Source organism: Streptomyces sp. NPDC001941, from assembly GCF_040296945.1.
GTDB lineage: Bacteria > Actinomycetota > Actinomycetes > Streptomycetales > Streptomycetaceae > Streptomyces.
In genome coordinates this window covers 1-15,851 of the sequence record NZ_JBEOYE010000148.1, presented here as the reverse complement: position 1 = coordinate 15,851, position 15,851 = coordinate 1, and the positions used below count along the sequence as shown (strand labels likewise).

The following is a 15,851-nucleotide window of genomic DNA, read 5'->3' as shown; positions in this document are numbered from 1 at the left end:
GCCATCGTCTTCGGTGCGGTCGGGCGACGCCACGCCGCGGCCAAGGGCGGCGGGGGCATGGCCAACGCCGCGATCGTGCTGGGCATCATCGACGTCCTGATCTTCGTCGTCCTCATGATCGTCGCGGCTTCCAGCGGCGGCTTCCACTGGTACGTCGGCGGCTGACACCGCGTACAACACCGCCCTTGCTCGGCACGGCCGGGTTCCCGAACGGTATCGGGAACCCGGCCGTCGTCTTTTTCGGGAGGAAGACGCAGGCGTGGACCCGCCTGCGAACCTCACGCCGCGGAGCGGCACCCGCCCGACAGCGGCCTTGAGGAGGTCGGCCACCGGCAAGCAGGGGTGTGCGCTGTCTCCCGATTCGTCGCATGGGCACTGATGCGTCGCCGATGCAGGGCACGCGTGGAGCTGACGCGTGGTTACGCTGTGTGAAGGCGGGTGGGCTCGGAGTGCGCGCCGCGGGGGTGGGTGCCAGCATGGAGAAGTCGGCCGTACGCGGCCGCCGCGGCAGGGGCCCAGTGCCCGGGTCGACGTCTCCGTCGGCCGCACGCCGCGAACTTCCCCCCTCCCTCATCCGCACCAGGAGTGTGAGCAGTCATGGGGCATGAGCGTTTCGACAGCACCGGCAGTGAGCGCGCGGCGCAGGACCGCCAGGACCTCGCCCCCCAGGAGGAGCAGAGCCGCTCCGCCCGGCGTCCGGGCGAGGAGAACGAGCGCACGCGCCCGGACCAGGAGCGCCCCGAGGAGCGGCAGGCACCGCAGGACGACGGCCAGGCCGAGTGGAGCTGACGCTCTCTGCTCTGCCCGCGCGGCCGCCCGGCGGCGGTACCGCGCACCCCCAACCTGCCACTGGCGAAAAGGACGTGAGCTTCATGGGAGTCGAAGACTTCAAGAACCAGGCCAAGGCGAAGGCCAAGGAGATCTCGGACTCGCTCGAAGAAGAAGTGAACGAGAAGACCGGGAACAAGTACGCCGACAAGGTCGACAAGGCGCAGCAGAGCGTCGAGCAGAAGCTCGGCGTCGACGACGACCCGAACAAGTAGGCCGCGTCACTTTTGTAGGGCCGGACCGCGAGGTCCGGCCCTACGCCCGTGCCCTCCTCCAGGACGGGCCCCGTTCAGGCGGCCAGCGCCTGGCCGACCGGGCCACCCGCGGCCGACGGCCTCCGGGCCAGCAGCTCGTCCGCGACAGCGACGGCCTCCTCGGCGGTGCGCGTCCCGGTCATCACGCACAGCGTGTACGTGGCGTCATCCAGGGAACGGCTCGACGCCGGCGAGGGACAGCCCTCGTGAGCGGTGCGCGCCCGGTCGAAGCGAGCCAGAACGCGACGCAGTTCCCCCTCGGCAGGCACGACCATGCCCTTGCCCTCCTTCACGGTCCCACGCTCGATCGGCCTCCTTCTGCCCCCGGTTGAGACCTTCATGCCCTGGGACGTCCACGCCGGCCGGCGCGCGCCGAAGGTCCGGCGTACGCCCCCGGACCCTCCTCGGCAGGTCCGCGAAAGATCCCGGACAGGGACGTTTTCGCCTCACCCAAGCGGGAACTCCGGAGATCGCATCAAGAGCCGCCCGTACGGCCGCGAAGCGAAACGCCGTCACCGCTCGCCGACCCCACGAGGAGCGCCCACCCATGGCCCACGGCCCTCTCTCCCCGTCACCGCCCACCGCGAGCGCCGAGTCCCAGCGCCCGCCCGCACCCGCCCACGCCGGGACCGGACGAGAGGCGGAAGCCTGCCGCGCGGAGGCCGCGCGACGCTTCGCCGACGTCGTACGCCGCATTGACGCGGGCGAGTACGAGTTCCCCCTGCCGGGAGCGGGCCGCACCGCCGAGCGGTTCGCCGCCCTGCGCGACGTCGCCGCCGGAGACCTGAGCACCGCCCGCCTGGTCGAGGGGCACGTGGACGCGCTCGCCATCCTGGCCGAACTGCGCGCGGACCCACCGCCCTCGGCAGGCCAGCGGTGGGGTGTCTGGGCCGCGGAACCGCCCGGCGAGGGACTCACCGCGCTGCGCAAGGACGGCGGCTGGGTGCTCAACGGGCTGAAGCAGTACTGCTCCGGCGCCCACAGCTGCACGCACGCGCTGGTCACGGCCAGGTCGGGTGACGAGCGGCGGCTCTTCGCGGTACGGGTGGACGGCGCCGACTGCCGCCCGGTGCCGGACTCGTGGCAGGCGATCGGCATGGCCGGAAGCGACACGCCGGACGTGCGGTTCGTCGACGTGCCCGCCCGCGAGGTTGGCGGGCCCGAGGCGTACATCCGCAGGCCCGGGTTCGCGCACGGCGGCATCGGCGTGGCCGCCTGCTGGTACGGAGGCGCGCTCGCCGTGGCCCGCGTCCTGTACGACGCCGCGGCCCAGCGGACGGAGCCCCACACCGACGCCCACCTGGGCGCGGTGGACGTCCGGCTGCACACCGCCTGGGTCCTGCTGGAGCACGCGGCCCGGGAGATCGACGCCGACCCCCTGGACACCGGGGCAGGGGCGACGCTGCGGTCCATGCGGGTCCGCGCGTTCGTCGAGCAGGCGTGCCGCGAGGTCCTCGACCACGTGGGCCGGGCCACGGGCGCAGGGCCGCTGTGCCACGACATCCGACACGCGCGCGCTGCCTCCGACCTCGCCGTCTACCTGCGCCAGCACCACGCCGAACGCGCCCTGGCGGGCCTTGGTGAGCTGGTCGCCCGGGGGCAGGAGCGGTGACGGGCCCGAGCGACCGGCCCCGCGCCGACCCCATTCAGGCACCCGGCACGGACGAGGCCGCCTGGAGCGCCTGGACCGGCTGGGCAGGCCTGCCCGAGGCGACGCTGGACGGCCTGGGCCGGGTGGTCGTCGTCGCGGCGCACCCCGACGACGAGGTGCTGGGCTTCGGCGGCGCGATCGCCCTCCTCGCGGCCTGCGGCGCGCAGGTCACCGTGGTGTCGGTGACCGACGGCGAGGCGTCCCACCCCGACAGCACCGTCCTCGGCCCGCCCGACCTCGTCCGCGTACGGGCGGAGGAGACCCGGGCCGCCCTTGACGAACTGGGCGCCGGGACCGCCTCCGTCGTCCGGCTGGGAATCCCCGACACCCACGTCGCCGAGCACGAGGAGGAACTGGTGCGGGAGCTGTCCGTCCGCGCGCAGGGCGTGGACCTGCTGGTCGCACCGTGGACCGGAGACGTCCACGGCGACCACGAGGCGGCGGGCCGCGCGGCGGTGCGCGCCGCGGCCCACGCGGGCGTTCCCTGCTGGCAGTACCCGGTGTGGACGTGGCACTGGGCGGCCCCCGGCGACGTACGCGTACCGTGGGAGCGCGCCGCACGCCTCCCCCTGCCCGAACCGGTCAGGAAGCGCAAGCGGGCGGCCGTCGACCGGTTCGTCAGCCAGATCCACCCGCTGGGGCCGGCACCCGGTGACGCCGCCGTCCTGCCACCGGACGAACTCGCCCACCACCTGCGGGATTTCGAGGTGGTCTTCCGGTGAGCACCTTCTCTCCCCGGCGCCAGGACGGGCACAGCGACGGTACGGAGGACGGGAGCACCCCCGCCTCCTACTTCGAGGACATGTACCGGGCCTCCGCCGACCCCTGGCACCTCGCCGAGCGCTGGTACGAACGCCGCAAGTACGACCTGACGGTGGCGTCCCTGCCCCTGCCGCGCTACCGCAACGCCTTCGAACCAGCCTGCTCGGTCGGCGAGTTGACGCTGCGCCTGGCCGAACGCTGCGACCGGGTCCTGGCCTGCGACCGCGTCGGCACGGCCGTCGAGGCGGCCCGGCGACGCACCGCCCACCTGCCGCACGTGGACGTGGAACGGCTGGTCCTTCCCCACGAGTGGCCGGACGGCCCGTTCGACCTGGTCGTCCTCTCGGAACTGCTGTACTACTTCGACGCCGCGTCCCTGCGACAGGTCCTCGACCACACGGTGCGCAGCCTCGAGGAAGGCGGCACCCTCGTCACCGTCCACTGGAACCACCCCGTGCCCGAACACCTCGGCACCGGCACGACGCTCGCCGAAACGCTCACCGCGACGCCCGGCCTGTCACCCCTGGCCGACCACCGGGAAAGTGACTTCGTGCTCCAGGTGTTCACCCGCACGGGACGGGGCGGCTCAGTTCCCCTCTCGCCCGCCGCACGCGAAGGACTCGTATGACGGCGCAGACACGCGCGGGCACCCCACCGCGCGCCCTCGCCGTCGCCGTGCCCGCGAGGAACGAGGAAGCGCTGCTGCCCGCCGCACTCCGGGCGATCGCCGCCGCGGCCCGGCACCGGGACGCGGCCCCGGCGCGCATCCTGACCGTGGTCGCGGCCGACACCTGCACGGACTCGACCGAGCGGATCGCCGAGCGCGCCGGAGCACTGGTCGTGCCCGTCCGGTTCCGCAACGTCGGCCGGGCCAGGGCCGCCGCGGTCACCGCCGCCCTGTCGGTACTCGACGACGCCCCCGACGACGTGTGGATCGCGTCCACGGACGCCGACACCCGGGTGCCGCCCCACTGGCTCGCCCACCAGCTCGGCCACGCCGCGAGCGGATGGGACGCCGTCATCGGCACCGTGACGGTGGACGACCGCGACCCCGTACCCCGCTGGGTCGCCGACCGCCACCGACGCCTCTACGAACACTCACGCCCCCTGAGCGGCCGCACCTGGGTCCACCCGCACGTGCACGCCGCCAACCTGGGCGTCACAGCGCGCGCCCACGCCCGGGCGGGAGGATTCCCACCGCTGCCCCTGCACGAGGACCGGGAACTGCTGCGGGCACTGGAACGCACCGGTGCCCGCGTCCTGCGCGACCCGGCGTGCCCGGTCACCACCTCGGGCCGCACGCGCCCGCGCGCCCGCGGCGGATTCGGCGACCACCTCGCACGGCTGGCACGCGCGGAGCGACTGGAGCGCGAGGCGGCGAGCGCGGCGGCCGAGCTGTCCGACCGGTACGACGTCCGACACTCGTGACCAGCCCGACCGTACGCGCGTCGTACCCCGTCGTACGGACCGGAGCTCCCGAAGAGCGTGCCGTGCCCCGGAAAGCCGCGCACCCGACCCGCGTGACCACCCCCAGCGCGTCCTCCCAGGCGGACCCTCACGAGCGGTGGTGCTCCGAAAGCAACAGGCGGTCCATCGACTCGGCGGCCCGTACCGCGGCGTCCCCGCAGCAGTTGTTGAACAGCACGTGGACCTCGTCCGTACGGCTCGCCAGCTCGCGCAACCGGGGGAGCCACGCGGTGAAGTCGTCCGTGGAGTACGCGTACCGGAAGCGGTCCTCCTTGCTACCCCGCCCCCACGAGGCGCTGCGCCCGTGAAAGCGTACGACGGCCAGCCGGGACGTCGTGACCGGTGCGACGGGCGGCAGGGACGCGGGCAGCCCCTGGGCCATGTCGACGGCGACAGCGGTCATGCCGTGGTCCGCGAGCAGGGTGATCGTGTCCTGCGCCTGCTCCGCCCGCCACCACTCGGGATGCCGGAACTCGACGGCCACGGGCCATCCGTTCGTACGCCGCGCCGTGCGCGCCAGCACCCACTCGGCCCGGACCCCGGGACGCAACCAGGGAGGGAACTGGAACAGCACGCTGCCGAGCCGTCCGGCGGCCCGCAACGGCCCCACCCCCGCGGCGAAGCGCGCCCACACCTCGTCGAGCACACCGTCATCGCTCGCGTCGGCGGGCAGCCCGTCCGGCATGACCGCCTCGCGCGTGGGGTGACCCGTGAGCAACGAGAACGCCTTGACGTCGAAGGCGAAGCCGGTCGGCGTGCGCTCCACCCACATCCGGCTCACGCGCTCGCTGGGCAGGGCGTAGTACGAGGCGTCCGCCTCGACCACCGGGAACCGCCCCGCGTAGTGGCGCAGCCGCCCCTCGGCGTCCCTCTGCCCCGACGGGTACCAGCCGCTGCGCACCAGCGCCGGATCGGTCCACGAACAGGTACCCACGAGAATGTCACCCATGGAGGTCCGGTACGCAGTACGGGTACCTGCGCACGGATCTCCGCGCCACCGGGACACTGCCGCCCACGGAGGGCGATGAGGCCGGGCCAAGGAACCGCGCGTGCCGCCCTCCCTGCCGAACGGGCGCATGCGCCACCCCGAGGTGACCATTGCGAGAAGGCCCCGCCCATCGCCGGCGTGTGATCGAGCACACCGGCTGGCGCCACGGCACCCGGGGTACCCGCCGTTGACACGAACCACAAAAGGAACCGGACATCGCCCAGCCCCGTCGACGCGCGGTACCGACGCCGGCCGGCAAGGCGCCGAGCGGCCCCGGCCGGCCCGGTCCGGCACGACGAACCCGGGCCCGTCGTCCTCCGAAAGTTGAGACCCATGCGGAACACCCCCCACTACCAGCGGCGCTTCGCCTTGGACGAGGACGTACTGCTCGACTCCGCCCTGAGCCTCGAGGACCTGGGGCTGTACGTGCGCGTCAGCTACCTCCTGCAAGAAGGCTCCCTGGACGATGACCAGATCGTCACCGCGCTGCTGGCCGGCCGCGCGGGGGCAGTACCCGGGCCCTCTCGGGAAGAACTGCGCGCGGGCGTCGACCGGCTCGGCGTCGCGGGCCTACTCGGCTGACGCACGGGAGCGGGTCGGCCCGCGACATGGCTAACTGCCGCCGCTCCCACGCCGGCCGGTCCACCGCCTTACCGCGTCCGCATAGGCCGCGTCCACCCCGGCAGGAAGCTGTTCCTTGTCCGAGACGGTGTGGACAAGGGCGTGAGCGACGTGACGGAGCTTGGTGTTGGAGCGCTGCGAGATCTCCACCAGCACCTCCCAGGACTCCTGGGCCGTAATGGTCAGCCGGTCCATCATGATGCCGCGCGCGAGGTCGATCGTGGCCCGGGACTCCATCGCCCGGCGCAGGCCCTCGAGTTCGGCCCGCAACTGCCCAGGCTCATCCTGGCCCGTCCGCGCCAACACCGGCGCCGGGGCCAGTGAGTCGTAAGGACGGCCCCTGTCCTGAGGGGAAGTCATGTCGTGCCCCTTCCCGTCCCCGCCCTCTCCATTCCCCTCACGCACAGCCTCCTGGAGGGAGCGAGGCCCCGGGCGAGGCCCTCGGCCAGTCCTGTGGTGGCCCGACCAGGGCAGGGCGGTGGTCCCCTTCGGCAGGACGCTCCGGCGTGGCCGAAGCCGGGCGCCGCCCGACTGCCTCCCCGCGTGGTTGGTGGGCGCGGGCAGTCGTATCCCGGCCGAGTTCCGAAGGCCTCGTTACCTCCCGAGGGCCCCGGGTACCCGGCCGCTTCCGCGGCCCGTGGCCCAACGGATCGGACAGAGGGACGACGTGAGGCTGTTCAGCCACCGCAAGGACACGGCCACCACCGGCAGTCACCCGGCGCACGGGCCGCTGCTGACGCGTCCGCCGTACGAGTACGGCCGCCGCAGGGCCCGGTTCGTCGGCGGCGAGGTCATCGGGGACCACGCGGTGCTGGGCTGGCGCACCGTGCACGGCGGCGTGCTGCTCGGCCACCCGCTGTCCGGCGGCAGTTCCGGCGTGCAGGCCATGGCCGGGGCCGTCCAGAGCCGCTACGGCCCGGACGTCGACGAGGACGTCGCCGCCGTCGTGGTCGGCGAGGAGTACTGGGTCAACGGGCCGCGCCTGACCGCCGTCGACCTGCTGCCCGGCGAACAGGTCTCCACGCCGTACCACCCCACCTTCCACCATCTGTACCTCCTCCTGGGGACCAGGGCGCCCTGGTTCCACCCGCTGCTCCGCGACCGTGACACCATCGTGAACTGGCGACCCGGCGCGGCCCCGGCCCTGGTGCCCGCGGACGACCCGGACCTCGCGACGGCGGACCTGGCCCTGCTCGCCATCGACGAACCGGCCACCTCCCCGGTCGCCCAGGTCACTTCGCACCTGGCGCGCCTCCTGCGGCAACGGGCGCACTTGGTGGCGGAACACCACGTCGATCACATCGCAGCCGCTCTGGCCGACGACCCGGACAGTGACTGCCACTGGCTGACCCTGGGCGCCCTGCCCGCGCCCCGGCCCGCCGAGAGCGAGCCCGCCGCGTTGCCCGCCCTGGTGCGCCGCGCCGGATGGCTGGAGATCACCGAGCGCCGCGACGTGCTCGCCCATCGTGTGGCCAGGACCGTACGGCGGTGGGACGGTGGCCAGGACTGGCCCATCGGCGCCACTGTCGAAGTGCACCCGGCCCGCTCTCCGACCGCCGCCCGGTGGATCCGGCGGCTCGTCCCCGCCACGGCCGGGGTGCCGCCCACCGTCGTGGACCAGCTGCTGCTGGACCAGGTCGACAACGCCGCGCAGCTGCTGCACGATCCCGAGACGGATCTGCCCGCCGTGGCCTGGTACCCCTCTCAAGGGCGTGCGCCCCGGAGCGGCGTCATGCTCACGATCGCACCGCAACGCCTGTCGACCATCGAGCCGTTGGAGGCGGTGACCCTCAGCGGCGGGGCCGTGTGGGTACACACCGCTGACGGGGGCCTGTGGCCGGCGCCCCAGCTCGTCGACCACACGCTCGGCCACGGGGACCTCGACGGGGGAGCGGTCACCCTGGCCCAGCTCCTCGACCAGCTGCTTGACGACATCACCGCGCCGGCCGTCGACCACCTTGCCCCGGCGCCCCCGCGCGGGCTGCTGGCGCTGCTGTGCACCGGAGCGAAAGAGGACGTCACCTACAGCCGGGCCCGCCTCCTGCGGGCCCGCAGCAGTTGACCGCCCCGCGGCCCATCCCTTCCGCCGTACGCCGTCCGCAGGCGTACACGCGCGGACGACCGCCTCCTGAGCACCGGGAGGCCGGATCCGTGCCCGTGGCGGGGGTTGTCCGTCGGTGCGGGGGTACTCGCTCCGGCCCGGCGCACGTTCGTGCGCCACGACGGAGACGGGAAGCCGTGACGGTCCGGCACGCACCCCGAGCGGGATCCGTGCCTCGCCGCGTGCCCGTCACCGTGAGAACCGTTGCGGCCCCGCTCGAGGGGCAGGAAGAAGGCGCCACGTGAACAGCCCTCCGCGACCGGTCACCGTCACCCTCACCGACACCGACCCCGCGCAAGCCACGGCGGTACTGGACTACCTCGGGACCCGCTTCCATCTCCCCGCCACCGACGACCCCGCGCGCGGCGCCTCCCGGCAGGCGGTCCCGCCCACGGTCTGGACCGCCGAGCTGGACGTCGCCGCCGCGGCCCGGCCGGCACCCGCGGCGCCCGGTCCGCCGCTCGACGGCACGGTCCTGCTGACGGTGCAGGGGGCGCCGCACGACGTGGACGTCCTGCGGGGTGTCCTGGAGGACCGCTTCCTCGTGCGGGACGAGGGCACGGTCTCCGGTGACCAGGAGCGGGAGGCCCAGTTCCGGCTCGGTCCGTGACACGGGAGCGGCCACGCTCCTCGGCCGCCGGGCCCCCGCCGCCGGGATCGTCAGCCCGGGAACCGTCCCGCCGACCTCAGGAACCACCGCCGCTCCGCGTACGCCAGGTCGTCCCGCCACAGGCGGGCCGCCGCGTGACGCACCAGTGGCCGCACGGCCGGGGCCAGCAGTCGGGCCACGCGGAAGCCGGGCCGGTCGGACGTGGCGAGGACCGCCTCGACGACGGCGGTGCGCGGCCTGCCCCGTGCGTCGGTGCCCAGCGGGGTCGCGTGCGTCTCGACCACCGACCCCTCGCCCTCGCCGCCGGTGATGCGCATGACCACGGTGCGCGGCTCGGGCGCGGTGAAGACCGCGCGCACCGGGACGACCAGACGGCCGGTGACCTTGAAGGACACGTCCACGACGAACGCGTCGTCCTCGTCCGGGCAGTCGCGCCCGGGCGCGCTGACCACGGTCAGGTCGGCGAAGGCGTACGGGTGGAACCAGGCGCCGTGCCAGGGGTCGAGGCGGTTGGCGACGACGTCCTGCGGCTCACAGGTCCCCGCACCGGTGTAGACGGTGACGACCGAGCGAGCCGCGTCGGGGCGCCGGGGCACCACCGGGGCGGGCAGCGCCTCTTCGCCCCCGCTCCCGTCGAGGCGTACCCAGAGCAGCACCCCGTCGTCGTGCGCCGGCACCGGCTGCCAGCCCGCGACCGGGCCCCCCGTGAACGCGAGGCCGTGCCAGTGGCACCGGAGGGTCCCGCACCGCACCGGACTGTCCTTGAGCGGGGCCCCCAGGTGCGGGCACTGCCCGGGCCCCGCGACGGCGACGCCGCGCGCGTCGCGCCAGACCACGATCTCGTGTCCGGCCACGGTACGTCCCCACGTCGTGTCCGTGCCCAGGGCCCGACTGGCCCCCACGACGTACCAGTTGCCCGAGGGCCTGGCCCGGGCGCGGCTGAGCGCCGCGGCGATCAGCGCGGGATCGGCCTCGCGCCAGGTGCCGGGCTGGAGCTCCCACGGCACGGGCCGCCCGCGCAGGCCGAGGGGGATGCGGGGGCGCCGTGACGGATGGGGCGAGACCATGCTTGCTGCCGCCTTCGTGTGGGCTTCGTTCGGTGGGTGGCCGGGTCATCGCAGCACGGGGACCCGGAGCGCCGTGCCGGGGCGGGGACGGCACGGGGCGTCCGGTGCCCGCCGGTTGCGTGGCCGCGCCCGGCTGACGAACCCGTCCAGGGCGACCAGGGCCCGGCGGCGGCGCGGGACGACGGCGCGCCGGTGCACCACCTGGTAGCCGTCGGCGGCGATGGCGTCCAGGATGCCGCGGTAGAGCACGAAGGCGGTGCGGACGCAGGGCCGCGAGCGCGGATCGAGCATGGCAAGGCCCGGCACGGCGTCGCGGTAGCAGCGCCGGGTCAGGTGCTCGGCGTCCTTGAGCGCCGCGGTGATCCGGGGGTCGTCCCGGCCCGTGCGCCTGCTCCACCGCAGCAGCTCCGGCCCGGCGCCGTGGGCCGCCAGCAGGTCCAGGGGCAGGTACACGCGGCCCCGGTCCAGGTCCTCGCCCACGTCCCGCAGGAAGTTGGTCAGCTGGAAGGCCACGCCCAGGGCGGCCGCGTGCGGCTCCGCCTCGGCGGGCGGGACGACGGTGCCCAGGACCGGCAGCATCTGCAGGCCGATGACCGCTGCCGAACCGTGCATGTAGGCCCGCAGGTCCGCGTAGCGGGCGTAGGAGGTGACGGTGAGGTCGCTGCGCATGGAGGCGAGGAAGTCGTGGAACAGGGACGGGGCGATGCCGTACCGCGCACGGGTGTCGAGCAGCGCGCGGATCACGGGGCGGGCCCCGGCCCCCTGGTGCGGGCCGGCGTCCAGTTCCCCTTCGAGCGCGTCCAGGGCGCGCCGCCGCTGCCGCGTGGTGGCCGCGCCGTCCACGGTGTCGACGATGTCGTCGGCCCAGCGGGCGAACCCGTACAACGCGTGGACGGCCGCCCGTCGTTCGAGCGGCAGCAGCCGCGTGGCCAGGTAGTACGTCTTGCCGTGCCGGGCGTTGAGGCGCCTGCACCGCAGGTAGGCGTCGCGCAGGCCGGGGTCGGTGATCCCGGCGACGTCGAGTTCTCGGGCGTTCATCGGCTGGACTCCTTGCCGGAGTTCGGGACGGGGCCGCGAGGGCTGGGCGCGGTCCGGCCGGTGATGCGCGCGGCCGCGAGCTTCCCCGAGACGAGCACGGTCGGAACACCTACGCCCGGGGTGGTGCCGCAGCCCGCGAGCACCGCGTTCTCGGTGCCGTTGACCAGATTGCGCGGCCGGAAGGGCCCGGTCTGCGCGAAGGTGTGCGCGGCGGAGAACGGAGTGCCGTACAGGTGTCCCTGGGCCTGCCAGTGCGCCGGCGTGACCAGGTGCTCGTCCCGCACGGAGGCGGTGAGGCCGTCCAGCCCGCGGCGCTCCAGCTCCGCGAGCAGGTGCGCGCGGTAGCGCGGCGCGAGTTCGCCCCAGGCGCGGGCGTCGGGGCCGATCGCGGTGTTGGGGCAGGGTGCCAGTACGTAGTGCAGGTGCCGTCCCGGGGGTGCGAGGCCGGGGTCGGTCGCGGTGGGCCGGGTGATCAGCAGCGAGGGGTCGCTCATGAGGCGGCCCTGCCGGGTGAGTTCGTCGAAGGTGGTGTGCCAGGCGGCACCGAACGAGAGGGTGTGGTGCGCCAGTTGGGGCCAGGTGCGGTCGCAGCCGGCGTGCAGCACGACGGCCGAGGGCGCGGCGCGCAGGCCCACCGGGCGGCGCGGGGCCCGGCCGAGCAGGCGGTAGGCGACGGGCAGGTCGGGGGTCAGGACGACGGCGTCGCAGGGGATGCGGGCGTCCTCGGTGACGACGGCCGTGATCCGCCCGCCCGAGCGCTCCAGGCGCGTGACGCGCTGCCCGTAGCGCAGGGTGGCGCCCGCGTCCGCGGCCGCCTTCGCCATGGCCGCGGGCAGGGCGTGCATGCCGCCGCGCGGGAAGTGGACGCCCGCGACGGTGTCCATGTACGCGATGACGGCGTACGCGGCCAGCGCGCGGGCCGGGGGCACGCCCGCGTACAGGGACTGGAAGGAGAACACCCGGCGCAGCCGTTCGTCCCGGAGGAAGCGGCCGATGCGCGCGTCGAGGCGGCCGAATCCGCCCAGTGCGGCCAGCCGGGCCAGGTCCGGGGTGAGCAGCTGCAGGGGCGAGTCGAAGTTGGCGTCGATGAAGCTGTCGATCTGCGCCCGGTACAGCCGCTGGAGCCAGCGGCGCAGCCGGCGGTAGCCGTACGCCTCCCGCGCCCCGGCGAACCGCGCCACCTCGGCCTCCATGGCAGCGCTGTCGGTGTGCACGTCCAGGGTGCTGCCGTCGGCGAACTGGGCGCGGTAGGCCGGGTGGAGTGCGATCAGCTCGACGTGGTCGTACAGGCTCGTGCCGACCGCGGCGAAGGCCTCGTCGGCGAACTCCGGCATGGTCAGCACCGTCGGACCGGTGTCCCGCAGGAAGCCGCCGCTGTCGACCCGCCCCGCGCGCCCGCCCGGGCCGCAGTCGCGTTCCACCACGGTGACCTGCCGTCCCGCGCCCAGCAGGTGCAGCGTCGCCGAGAGGCCGGCCAGGCCGGCGCCGATGACGACGACGTGGTCGGTGCGCCCGGGAACCGTACGCGTCATCGGCCCCGCCCCTTCGCCGGTGAGCGCGGATCCGCGCTCCGGTACGGGGCGTTGGCCCCCGGGGCCGCCGGGCCGGGCCGCCCGGCCGCCGCGTGCATCAGCGCGATCAGGTGGCCGCGCCCCAAGGGGTCGAGCACGGCCGCGGAGAGGCGGCGGTGGGCCGTGTCGAGCAGTCGGCCGATCTTGCGGGTGACGAGGTGCCGCGCGCCGGTGGAGACCACCGCCTCCCGAACGGCGCGCAGCCCGTCGGCGTCCAGGTCACCGCGCCCCAGGTTCCGGCCGAGCACCTCCCGCGCCGCTGCGTCGCCGGTGGACTCCGCCCTCGCCAGGGCCACGGCGACCAGGTAGGTGGGCTTGCCGGTGCGGATGTCTTGGCCCGACGGCCTCCCGGCGCTGCCGGTGAACAGGTCCCGCAGGTCGTCGTGGAGCTGGAAGGCCAGACCGGCGCACCGCCCGGCCGAGCACAGGGCACCCGTGGTGGCCTGGTCGGCGCCCGCCAGGAGCGCGCCGAGCTGCAGCGGGCGTTCCACCGTGTACAGGGCGCTCTTGAGGCACGCGGTACGGACGGCGCGGACCAGGGACCTGGTCCCGGTCACCTCGCCGTGCATGTCCAGGTACTGGCCGGCGATCATCTCGGTGCGCATCACGGCCCACGCGGACCGCAGGCGGGCCGACAGCGGCTGCGGCAGGTCCAGATCGGCCACGAGGTCGTCGGCCCACACCAGCGCGAGGTCCCCGGCCAGGATGGCCGCGGACTCCCCGAGCCTGTGGTGGCCGCCGGCCGCGACGGCGGCGTACTGCCCGGCGACCGCGGCGTGCAGCGACGGCTCGCCGCGCCGCACCAGGTCCCCGTCCATGACGTCGTCGTGGACCAGGGCGCAGCACTGCAGGAGTTCGAGCGCGGCGGACAGCCGCAGCGCGGCCCCGGTGCGGGAGTCGGAGGGGAGGGCGCACGCGCGCAGGCCCCACCACAGGAACTGGGGGCGCACGCGCTTGCCGCCGCCCAGCGCGAGCCGCTCCAGCCGGGCGGCCACGTCGTCGCCGAACGTCTCGTCCAACTGCCGCGCGCGGTGAGTGCGTTCGGCCAGTACGAGGCGCAGCCGCTCCCGCACGACACCCGGAACGTCGGCGTCCACGTCCAGGAAGGCGGGACGGGCGACGGCCGGAGCGCGGCCTTCCGGCGCGGCCCCTTCCGGCGGCGGAGCGCCGGTGAGAGTCGCGACATCGCATTGCGCATCGTCTACCCGGTCCATGACGGAAGCTCCTTCGGCTGGTCCTGGCGGGCGGTCGTGCGGGCGTTCGGCACTGCTTCCCCCGTGCGGCGACCACCGGATGCGCCCGCCGGAGTCTCTGGCCGGAATCCGCCCGGCGTGGACGGGAGCCCTGCGTGGTACCGGTGACGGCGACACGCATCCACGTACCGGCCCGCCGGGGAAACAAACCCGGTGGTGCCGGTCGACCAGCGCGAGGGGGCAGCGGCAGCGATGCGGGAAGCCGACGTGGTCATCATCGGGGCGGGCGCCGCCGGGCTGTCCCTGGCCCACCGCCTCGCCGAACCCGGACGGGGGCCGGGGCCGGGGTCCGTCGTGCTCCTGGACGCCCCGCCGGGACCCCTGCGCCCGCCCCGGCGCACCTGGTGCTTCTGGGAGCCCGGACCCGGACGGTACGACGACGCGGTCACCGCCACGTGGGACTCCCTGCGCGTCCACGGCCCCGACGGCGCCGCCACCTGCCAGGAGATCGCCCCGCTGCGCTACAAGATGATCCGCTCCGACGACTTCGAGGACCTGGTGCACGCACGGCTGGCCGCAGCACCGCACCTCACGCGGCACCGGGCCGTCGTCGAGCGTGTCACCTCCGCCGGGCGGCGCAGCTGCGTGCACCTGCGCGACCACGAGGGCCGCGAGGACGTCCTGCAGGCCCGGTACGTCTTCGACTCACGCCCCCCGCGCACCCTCCCGCCCGCCCGCACCTGCCTGCTCCAGCACTTCCGCGGCTGGTTCGTGCGCACCCGCCGCCCCGTGTTCCGCACCGGCACGGCCGACCTGATGGACTTCCGCACCCCCCAGCCCGACCGAGGGCTCGCCTTCTTCTACGTCCTGCCCACCAGCACCACCACGGCGCTCGTCGAGTACACGCAGTTCTCCGCCGGCGTCCTGCCCCCGCAGGCGTACGACCGCGCGCTGCGCGGCTACCTCGCCGAGGTCCTCACCACCGGCGCACACGAGGTCACCGACACCGAGGCGGGTGTCATCCCGATGACCGACGGCCGGTTCGCCCGCCGCACCGCCCCCGGCGTCTACCCCATCGGCGCGGCCGGGGGAGCGGTCCGCCCGTCCACCGGCTACGCCTTCGCCGCCATCCAGCGCCAGACCACGGCCGTGGCCGACGCGCTGCACGCGGGCCGCGAACCCCTGCCGCCGCCTCCGCACTCACGCCGGTCCCTGACCATGGACGCCATCCTGCTGCGGGGCCTGGCCAGCGGCCGGGTGGACGGGGCCGCGCTCTTCGCCCGGCTCTTCGCGCGCGTACCCACCGAGCGCCTGCTGCGCTTCCTCGACGGCCAGACCCCGCTGCACCAAGACCTGCGCATCGGCCTGCAGACCCCCGTCCTGCCCATGGTGCGCAGCGCGCTCGCCCTCGCCGCGCGCCCCGGACGCCAGGCATCCGCCGTGTTCACAGGACCCCGCTCATGACACCCGCCGTCCACCCGAGGACCACGATGCCCGCCCTTCGCGGACCCACCCGTACCACCGCCTCCGGCCACGCCGTCCCGGGCGCTGCCTGTGCGGCACACCCGGGAAGGTCCGTGCGCGCACGCGACCTCCCCCCGCCCGGCGGGCGGATCGGGACCCCTCACGCCTTCGTGGCCCGCAGGCCGCCGGAGAGGACGCGAGCCCGATGAGGTCCGGCCACCGGCGCCCACCGGGTC

At 74.8% G+C, this 15,851-nt stretch carries 17 protein-coding genes; 10 read left to right on the top strand and 7 right to left on the bottom strand.

What is annotated here, in order from left to right:
- The first annotated feature begins 597 nt into the window (after nt 1-597).
- Both ABT160_RS44075 and ABT160_RS44070 read left to right on the top strand, forming a co-directional pair.
- Nucleotides 598-789, top strand: a complete 192-nt coding sequence (locus ABT160_RS44075) for a hypothetical protein (RefSeq protein ID WP_351655180.1) — start codon at nt 598-600, stop codon at nt 787-789.
- Between the two features lie 83 nt (nt 790-872).
- Nucleotides 873-1,043, top strand: coding sequence for an Rv0909 family putative TA system antitoxin (locus tag ABT160_RS44070; protein WP_351655178.1), 171 nt, complete (start codon nt 873-875; stop codon nt 1,041-1,043).
- A gap of 74 nt (nt 1,044-1,117) precedes the next feature.
- Here the strand turns inward: ABT160_RS44070 and ABT160_RS44065 are convergent, their stop codons facing one another.
- On the bottom strand, nt 1,118-1,375 hold the full coding sequence (locus ABT160_RS44065; RefSeq protein WP_502984411.1) for a DUF5133 domain-containing protein: 258 nt from the start codon (nt 1,373-1,375) through the stop codon (nt 1,118-1,120).
- Between the two features lie 254 nt (nt 1,376-1,629).
- Between ABT160_RS44065 and ABT160_RS44060 the strand changes: the two genes are divergently transcribed.
- The 4 genes from ABT160_RS44060 to ABT160_RS44045 all read left to right on the top strand — a co-directional run bounded on the left by ABT160_RS44060 (nt 1,630) and on the right by ABT160_RS44045 (nt 4,923).
- Nucleotides 1,630-2,694 carry an acyl-CoA dehydrogenase family protein gene (locus ABT160_RS44060; RefSeq protein ID WP_351655175.1) on the top strand — a complete coding sequence of 355 codons (1,065 nt, stop codon included), beginning with the start codon at nt 1,630-1,632 and terminating at the stop codon, nt 2,692-2,694.
- Entirely contained in the window at nt 2,691-3,455 is a 765-nt protein-coding gene (locus ABT160_RS44055; RefSeq protein WP_351655172.1) for a PIG-L deacetylase family protein, read from the top strand. Before ABT160_RS44060 ends, ABT160_RS44055 begins: the two co-directional genes overlap by 4 nt.
- An 80-nt stretch (nt 3,456-3,535) precedes the next feature.
- Nucleotides 3,536-4,123, top strand: coding sequence for a methyltransferase domain-containing protein (locus ABT160_RS44050; RefSeq protein WP_351655183.1), 588 nt, complete (start codon nt 3,536-3,538; stop codon nt 4,121-4,123).
- A complete protein-coding gene (locus ABT160_RS44045; RefSeq protein WP_351655169.1) occupies nt 4,120-4,923 on the top strand; it encodes a glycosyltransferase family 2 protein in 804 nt (267 codons plus the stop codon). Before ABT160_RS44050 ends, ABT160_RS44045 begins: the two co-directional genes overlap by 4 nt.
- 127 nt (nt 4,924-5,050) lie before the next feature.
- Here the strand turns inward: ABT160_RS44045 and ABT160_RS44040 are convergent, their stop codons facing one another.
- Nucleotides 5,051-5,911 (bottom strand): DUF72 domain-containing protein, encoded by an 861-nt coding sequence (locus ABT160_RS44040; protein WP_351655167.1) that lies wholly within the window; start codon nt 5,909-5,911, stop codon nt 5,051-5,053.
- Nucleotides 5,912-6,283: 372 nt separating this feature from the next.
- On the opposite strand from ABT160_RS44040, the gene ABT160_RS44035 reads away from it, so the two are divergent.
- Nucleotides 6,284-6,532: a hypothetical protein gene (locus ABT160_RS44035; RefSeq protein ID WP_351655165.1), complete on the top strand. Its 249-nt coding sequence runs from the start codon at nt 6,284-6,286 to the stop codon at nt 6,530-6,532.
- Nucleotides 6,533-6,562: 30 nt separating this feature from the next.
- On the opposite strand, the gene ABT160_RS44030 is transcribed toward ABT160_RS44035, so the two are convergent.
- Nucleotides 6,563-6,931: an ANTAR domain-containing protein gene (locus tag ABT160_RS44030; protein ID WP_351655162.1), complete on the bottom strand. Its 369-nt coding sequence runs from the start codon at nt 6,929-6,931 to the stop codon at nt 6,563-6,565.
- A gap of 307 nt (nt 6,932-7,238) precedes the next feature.
- Between ABT160_RS44030 and ABT160_RS44025 the strand changes: the two genes are divergently transcribed.
- Nucleotides 7,239-8,633, top strand: a complete 1,395-nt coding sequence (locus ABT160_RS44025; RefSeq protein WP_351655160.1) for a hypothetical protein — start codon at nt 7,239-7,241, stop codon at nt 8,631-8,633.
- Nucleotides 8,634-8,913: 280 nt separating this feature from the next.
- A complete protein-coding gene (locus ABT160_RS44020; protein ID WP_351655158.1) occupies nt 8,914-9,282 on the top strand; it encodes a hypothetical protein in 369 nt (122 codons plus the stop codon).
- A 50-nt stretch (nt 9,283-9,332) separates the two neighbouring features.
- On the opposite strand, the gene ABT160_RS44015 is transcribed toward ABT160_RS44020, so the two are convergent.
- The 4 genes from ABT160_RS44015 to ABT160_RS44000 are packed head-to-tail and all read right to left on the bottom strand — an operon-like array spanning nt 9,333 to nt 14,172.
- Nucleotides 9,333-10,349: a Rieske (2Fe-2S) protein gene (locus ABT160_RS44015; RefSeq protein ID WP_351655155.1), complete on the bottom strand. Its 1,017-nt coding sequence runs from the start codon at nt 10,347-10,349 to the stop codon at nt 9,333-9,335.
- Between the two features lie 45 nt (nt 10,350-10,394).
- Entirely contained in the window at nt 10,395-11,387 is a 993-nt protein-coding gene (locus tag ABT160_RS44010; protein WP_351655153.1) for a phytoene/squalene synthase family protein, read from the bottom strand.
- Nucleotides 11,384-12,919 (bottom strand): phytoene desaturase family protein, encoded by a 1,536-nt coding sequence (crtI, locus tag ABT160_RS44005; RefSeq protein ID WP_351655151.1) that lies wholly within the window; start codon nt 12,917-12,919, stop codon nt 11,384-11,386. The genes ABT160_RS44010 and crtI overlap by 4 nt, the downstream gene beginning before the upstream one ends.
- Entirely contained in the window at nt 12,916-14,172 is a 1,257-nt protein-coding gene (locus ABT160_RS44000; protein WP_351655148.1) for a polyprenyl synthetase family protein, read from the bottom strand. The genes crtI and ABT160_RS44000 overlap by 4 nt, the downstream gene beginning before the upstream one ends.
- 231 nt (nt 14,173-14,403) lie before the next feature.
- Here ABT160_RS44000 and ABT160_RS43995 point away from each other — a divergent pair, with 231 nt between their 5' ends.
- Entirely contained in the window at nt 14,404-15,615 is a 1,212-nt protein-coding gene (locus tag ABT160_RS43995) for a lycopene cyclase family protein (RefSeq protein ID WP_502984412.1), read from the top strand.
- The last annotated feature ends 236 nt before the right edge of the window (nt 15,616-15,851 follow it).

Coding starts and splice junctions, on each gene's coding strand:
- ABT160_RS44075 (WP_351655180.1), top strand. CDS start 598: ATGGGGCATGAGCGTTTCGACAGCACCGGCAGTGAGCGCGCGGCGCAG.
- ABT160_RS44070 (WP_351655178.1), top strand. CDS start 873: ATGGGAGTCGAAGACTTCAAGAACCAGGCCAAGGCGAAGGCCAAGGAG.
- ABT160_RS44060 (WP_351655175.1), top strand. CDS start 1,630: ATGGCCCACGGCCCTCTCTCCCCGTCACCGCCCACCGCGAGCGCCGAG.
- ABT160_RS44050 (WP_351655183.1), top strand. CDS start 3,536: ATGTACCGGGCCTCCGCCGACCCCTGGCACCTCGCCGAGCGCTGGTAC.
- ABT160_RS44045 (WP_351655169.1), top strand. CDS start 4,120: ATGACGGCGCAGACACGCGCGGGCACCCCACCGCGCGCCCTCGCCGTC.
- ABT160_RS44040 (WP_351655167.1), bottom strand. CDS start 5,911: ATGGGTGACATTCTCGTGGGTACCTGTTCGTGGACCGATCCGGCGCTG.
- ABT160_RS44035 (WP_351655165.1), top strand. CDS start 6,284: ATGCGGAACACCCCCCACTACCAGCGGCGCTTCGCCTTGGACGAGGAC.
- ABT160_RS44030 (WP_351655162.1), bottom strand. CDS start 6,931: ATGACTTCCCCTCAGGACAGGGGCCGTCCTTACGACTCACTGGCCCCG.
- ABT160_RS44015 (WP_351655155.1), bottom strand. CDS start 10,349: ATGGTCTCGCCCCATCCGTCACGGCGCCCCCGCATCCCCCTCGGCCTG.
- ABT160_RS44010 (WP_351655153.1), bottom strand. CDS start 11,387: ATGAACGCCCGAGAACTCGACGTCGCCGGGATCACCGACCCCGGCCTG.
- crtI (WP_351655151.1), bottom strand. CDS start 12,919: ATGACGCGTACGGTTCCCGGGCGCACCGACCACGTCGTCGTCATCGGC.
- ABT160_RS44000 (WP_351655148.1), bottom strand. CDS start 14,172: ATGGACCGGGTAGACGATGCGCAATGCGATGTCGCGACTCTCACCGGC.
- ABT160_RS43995 (WP_502984412.1), top strand. CDS start 14,404: ATGCGGGAAGCCGACGTGGTCATCATCGGGGCGGGCGCCGCCGGGCTG.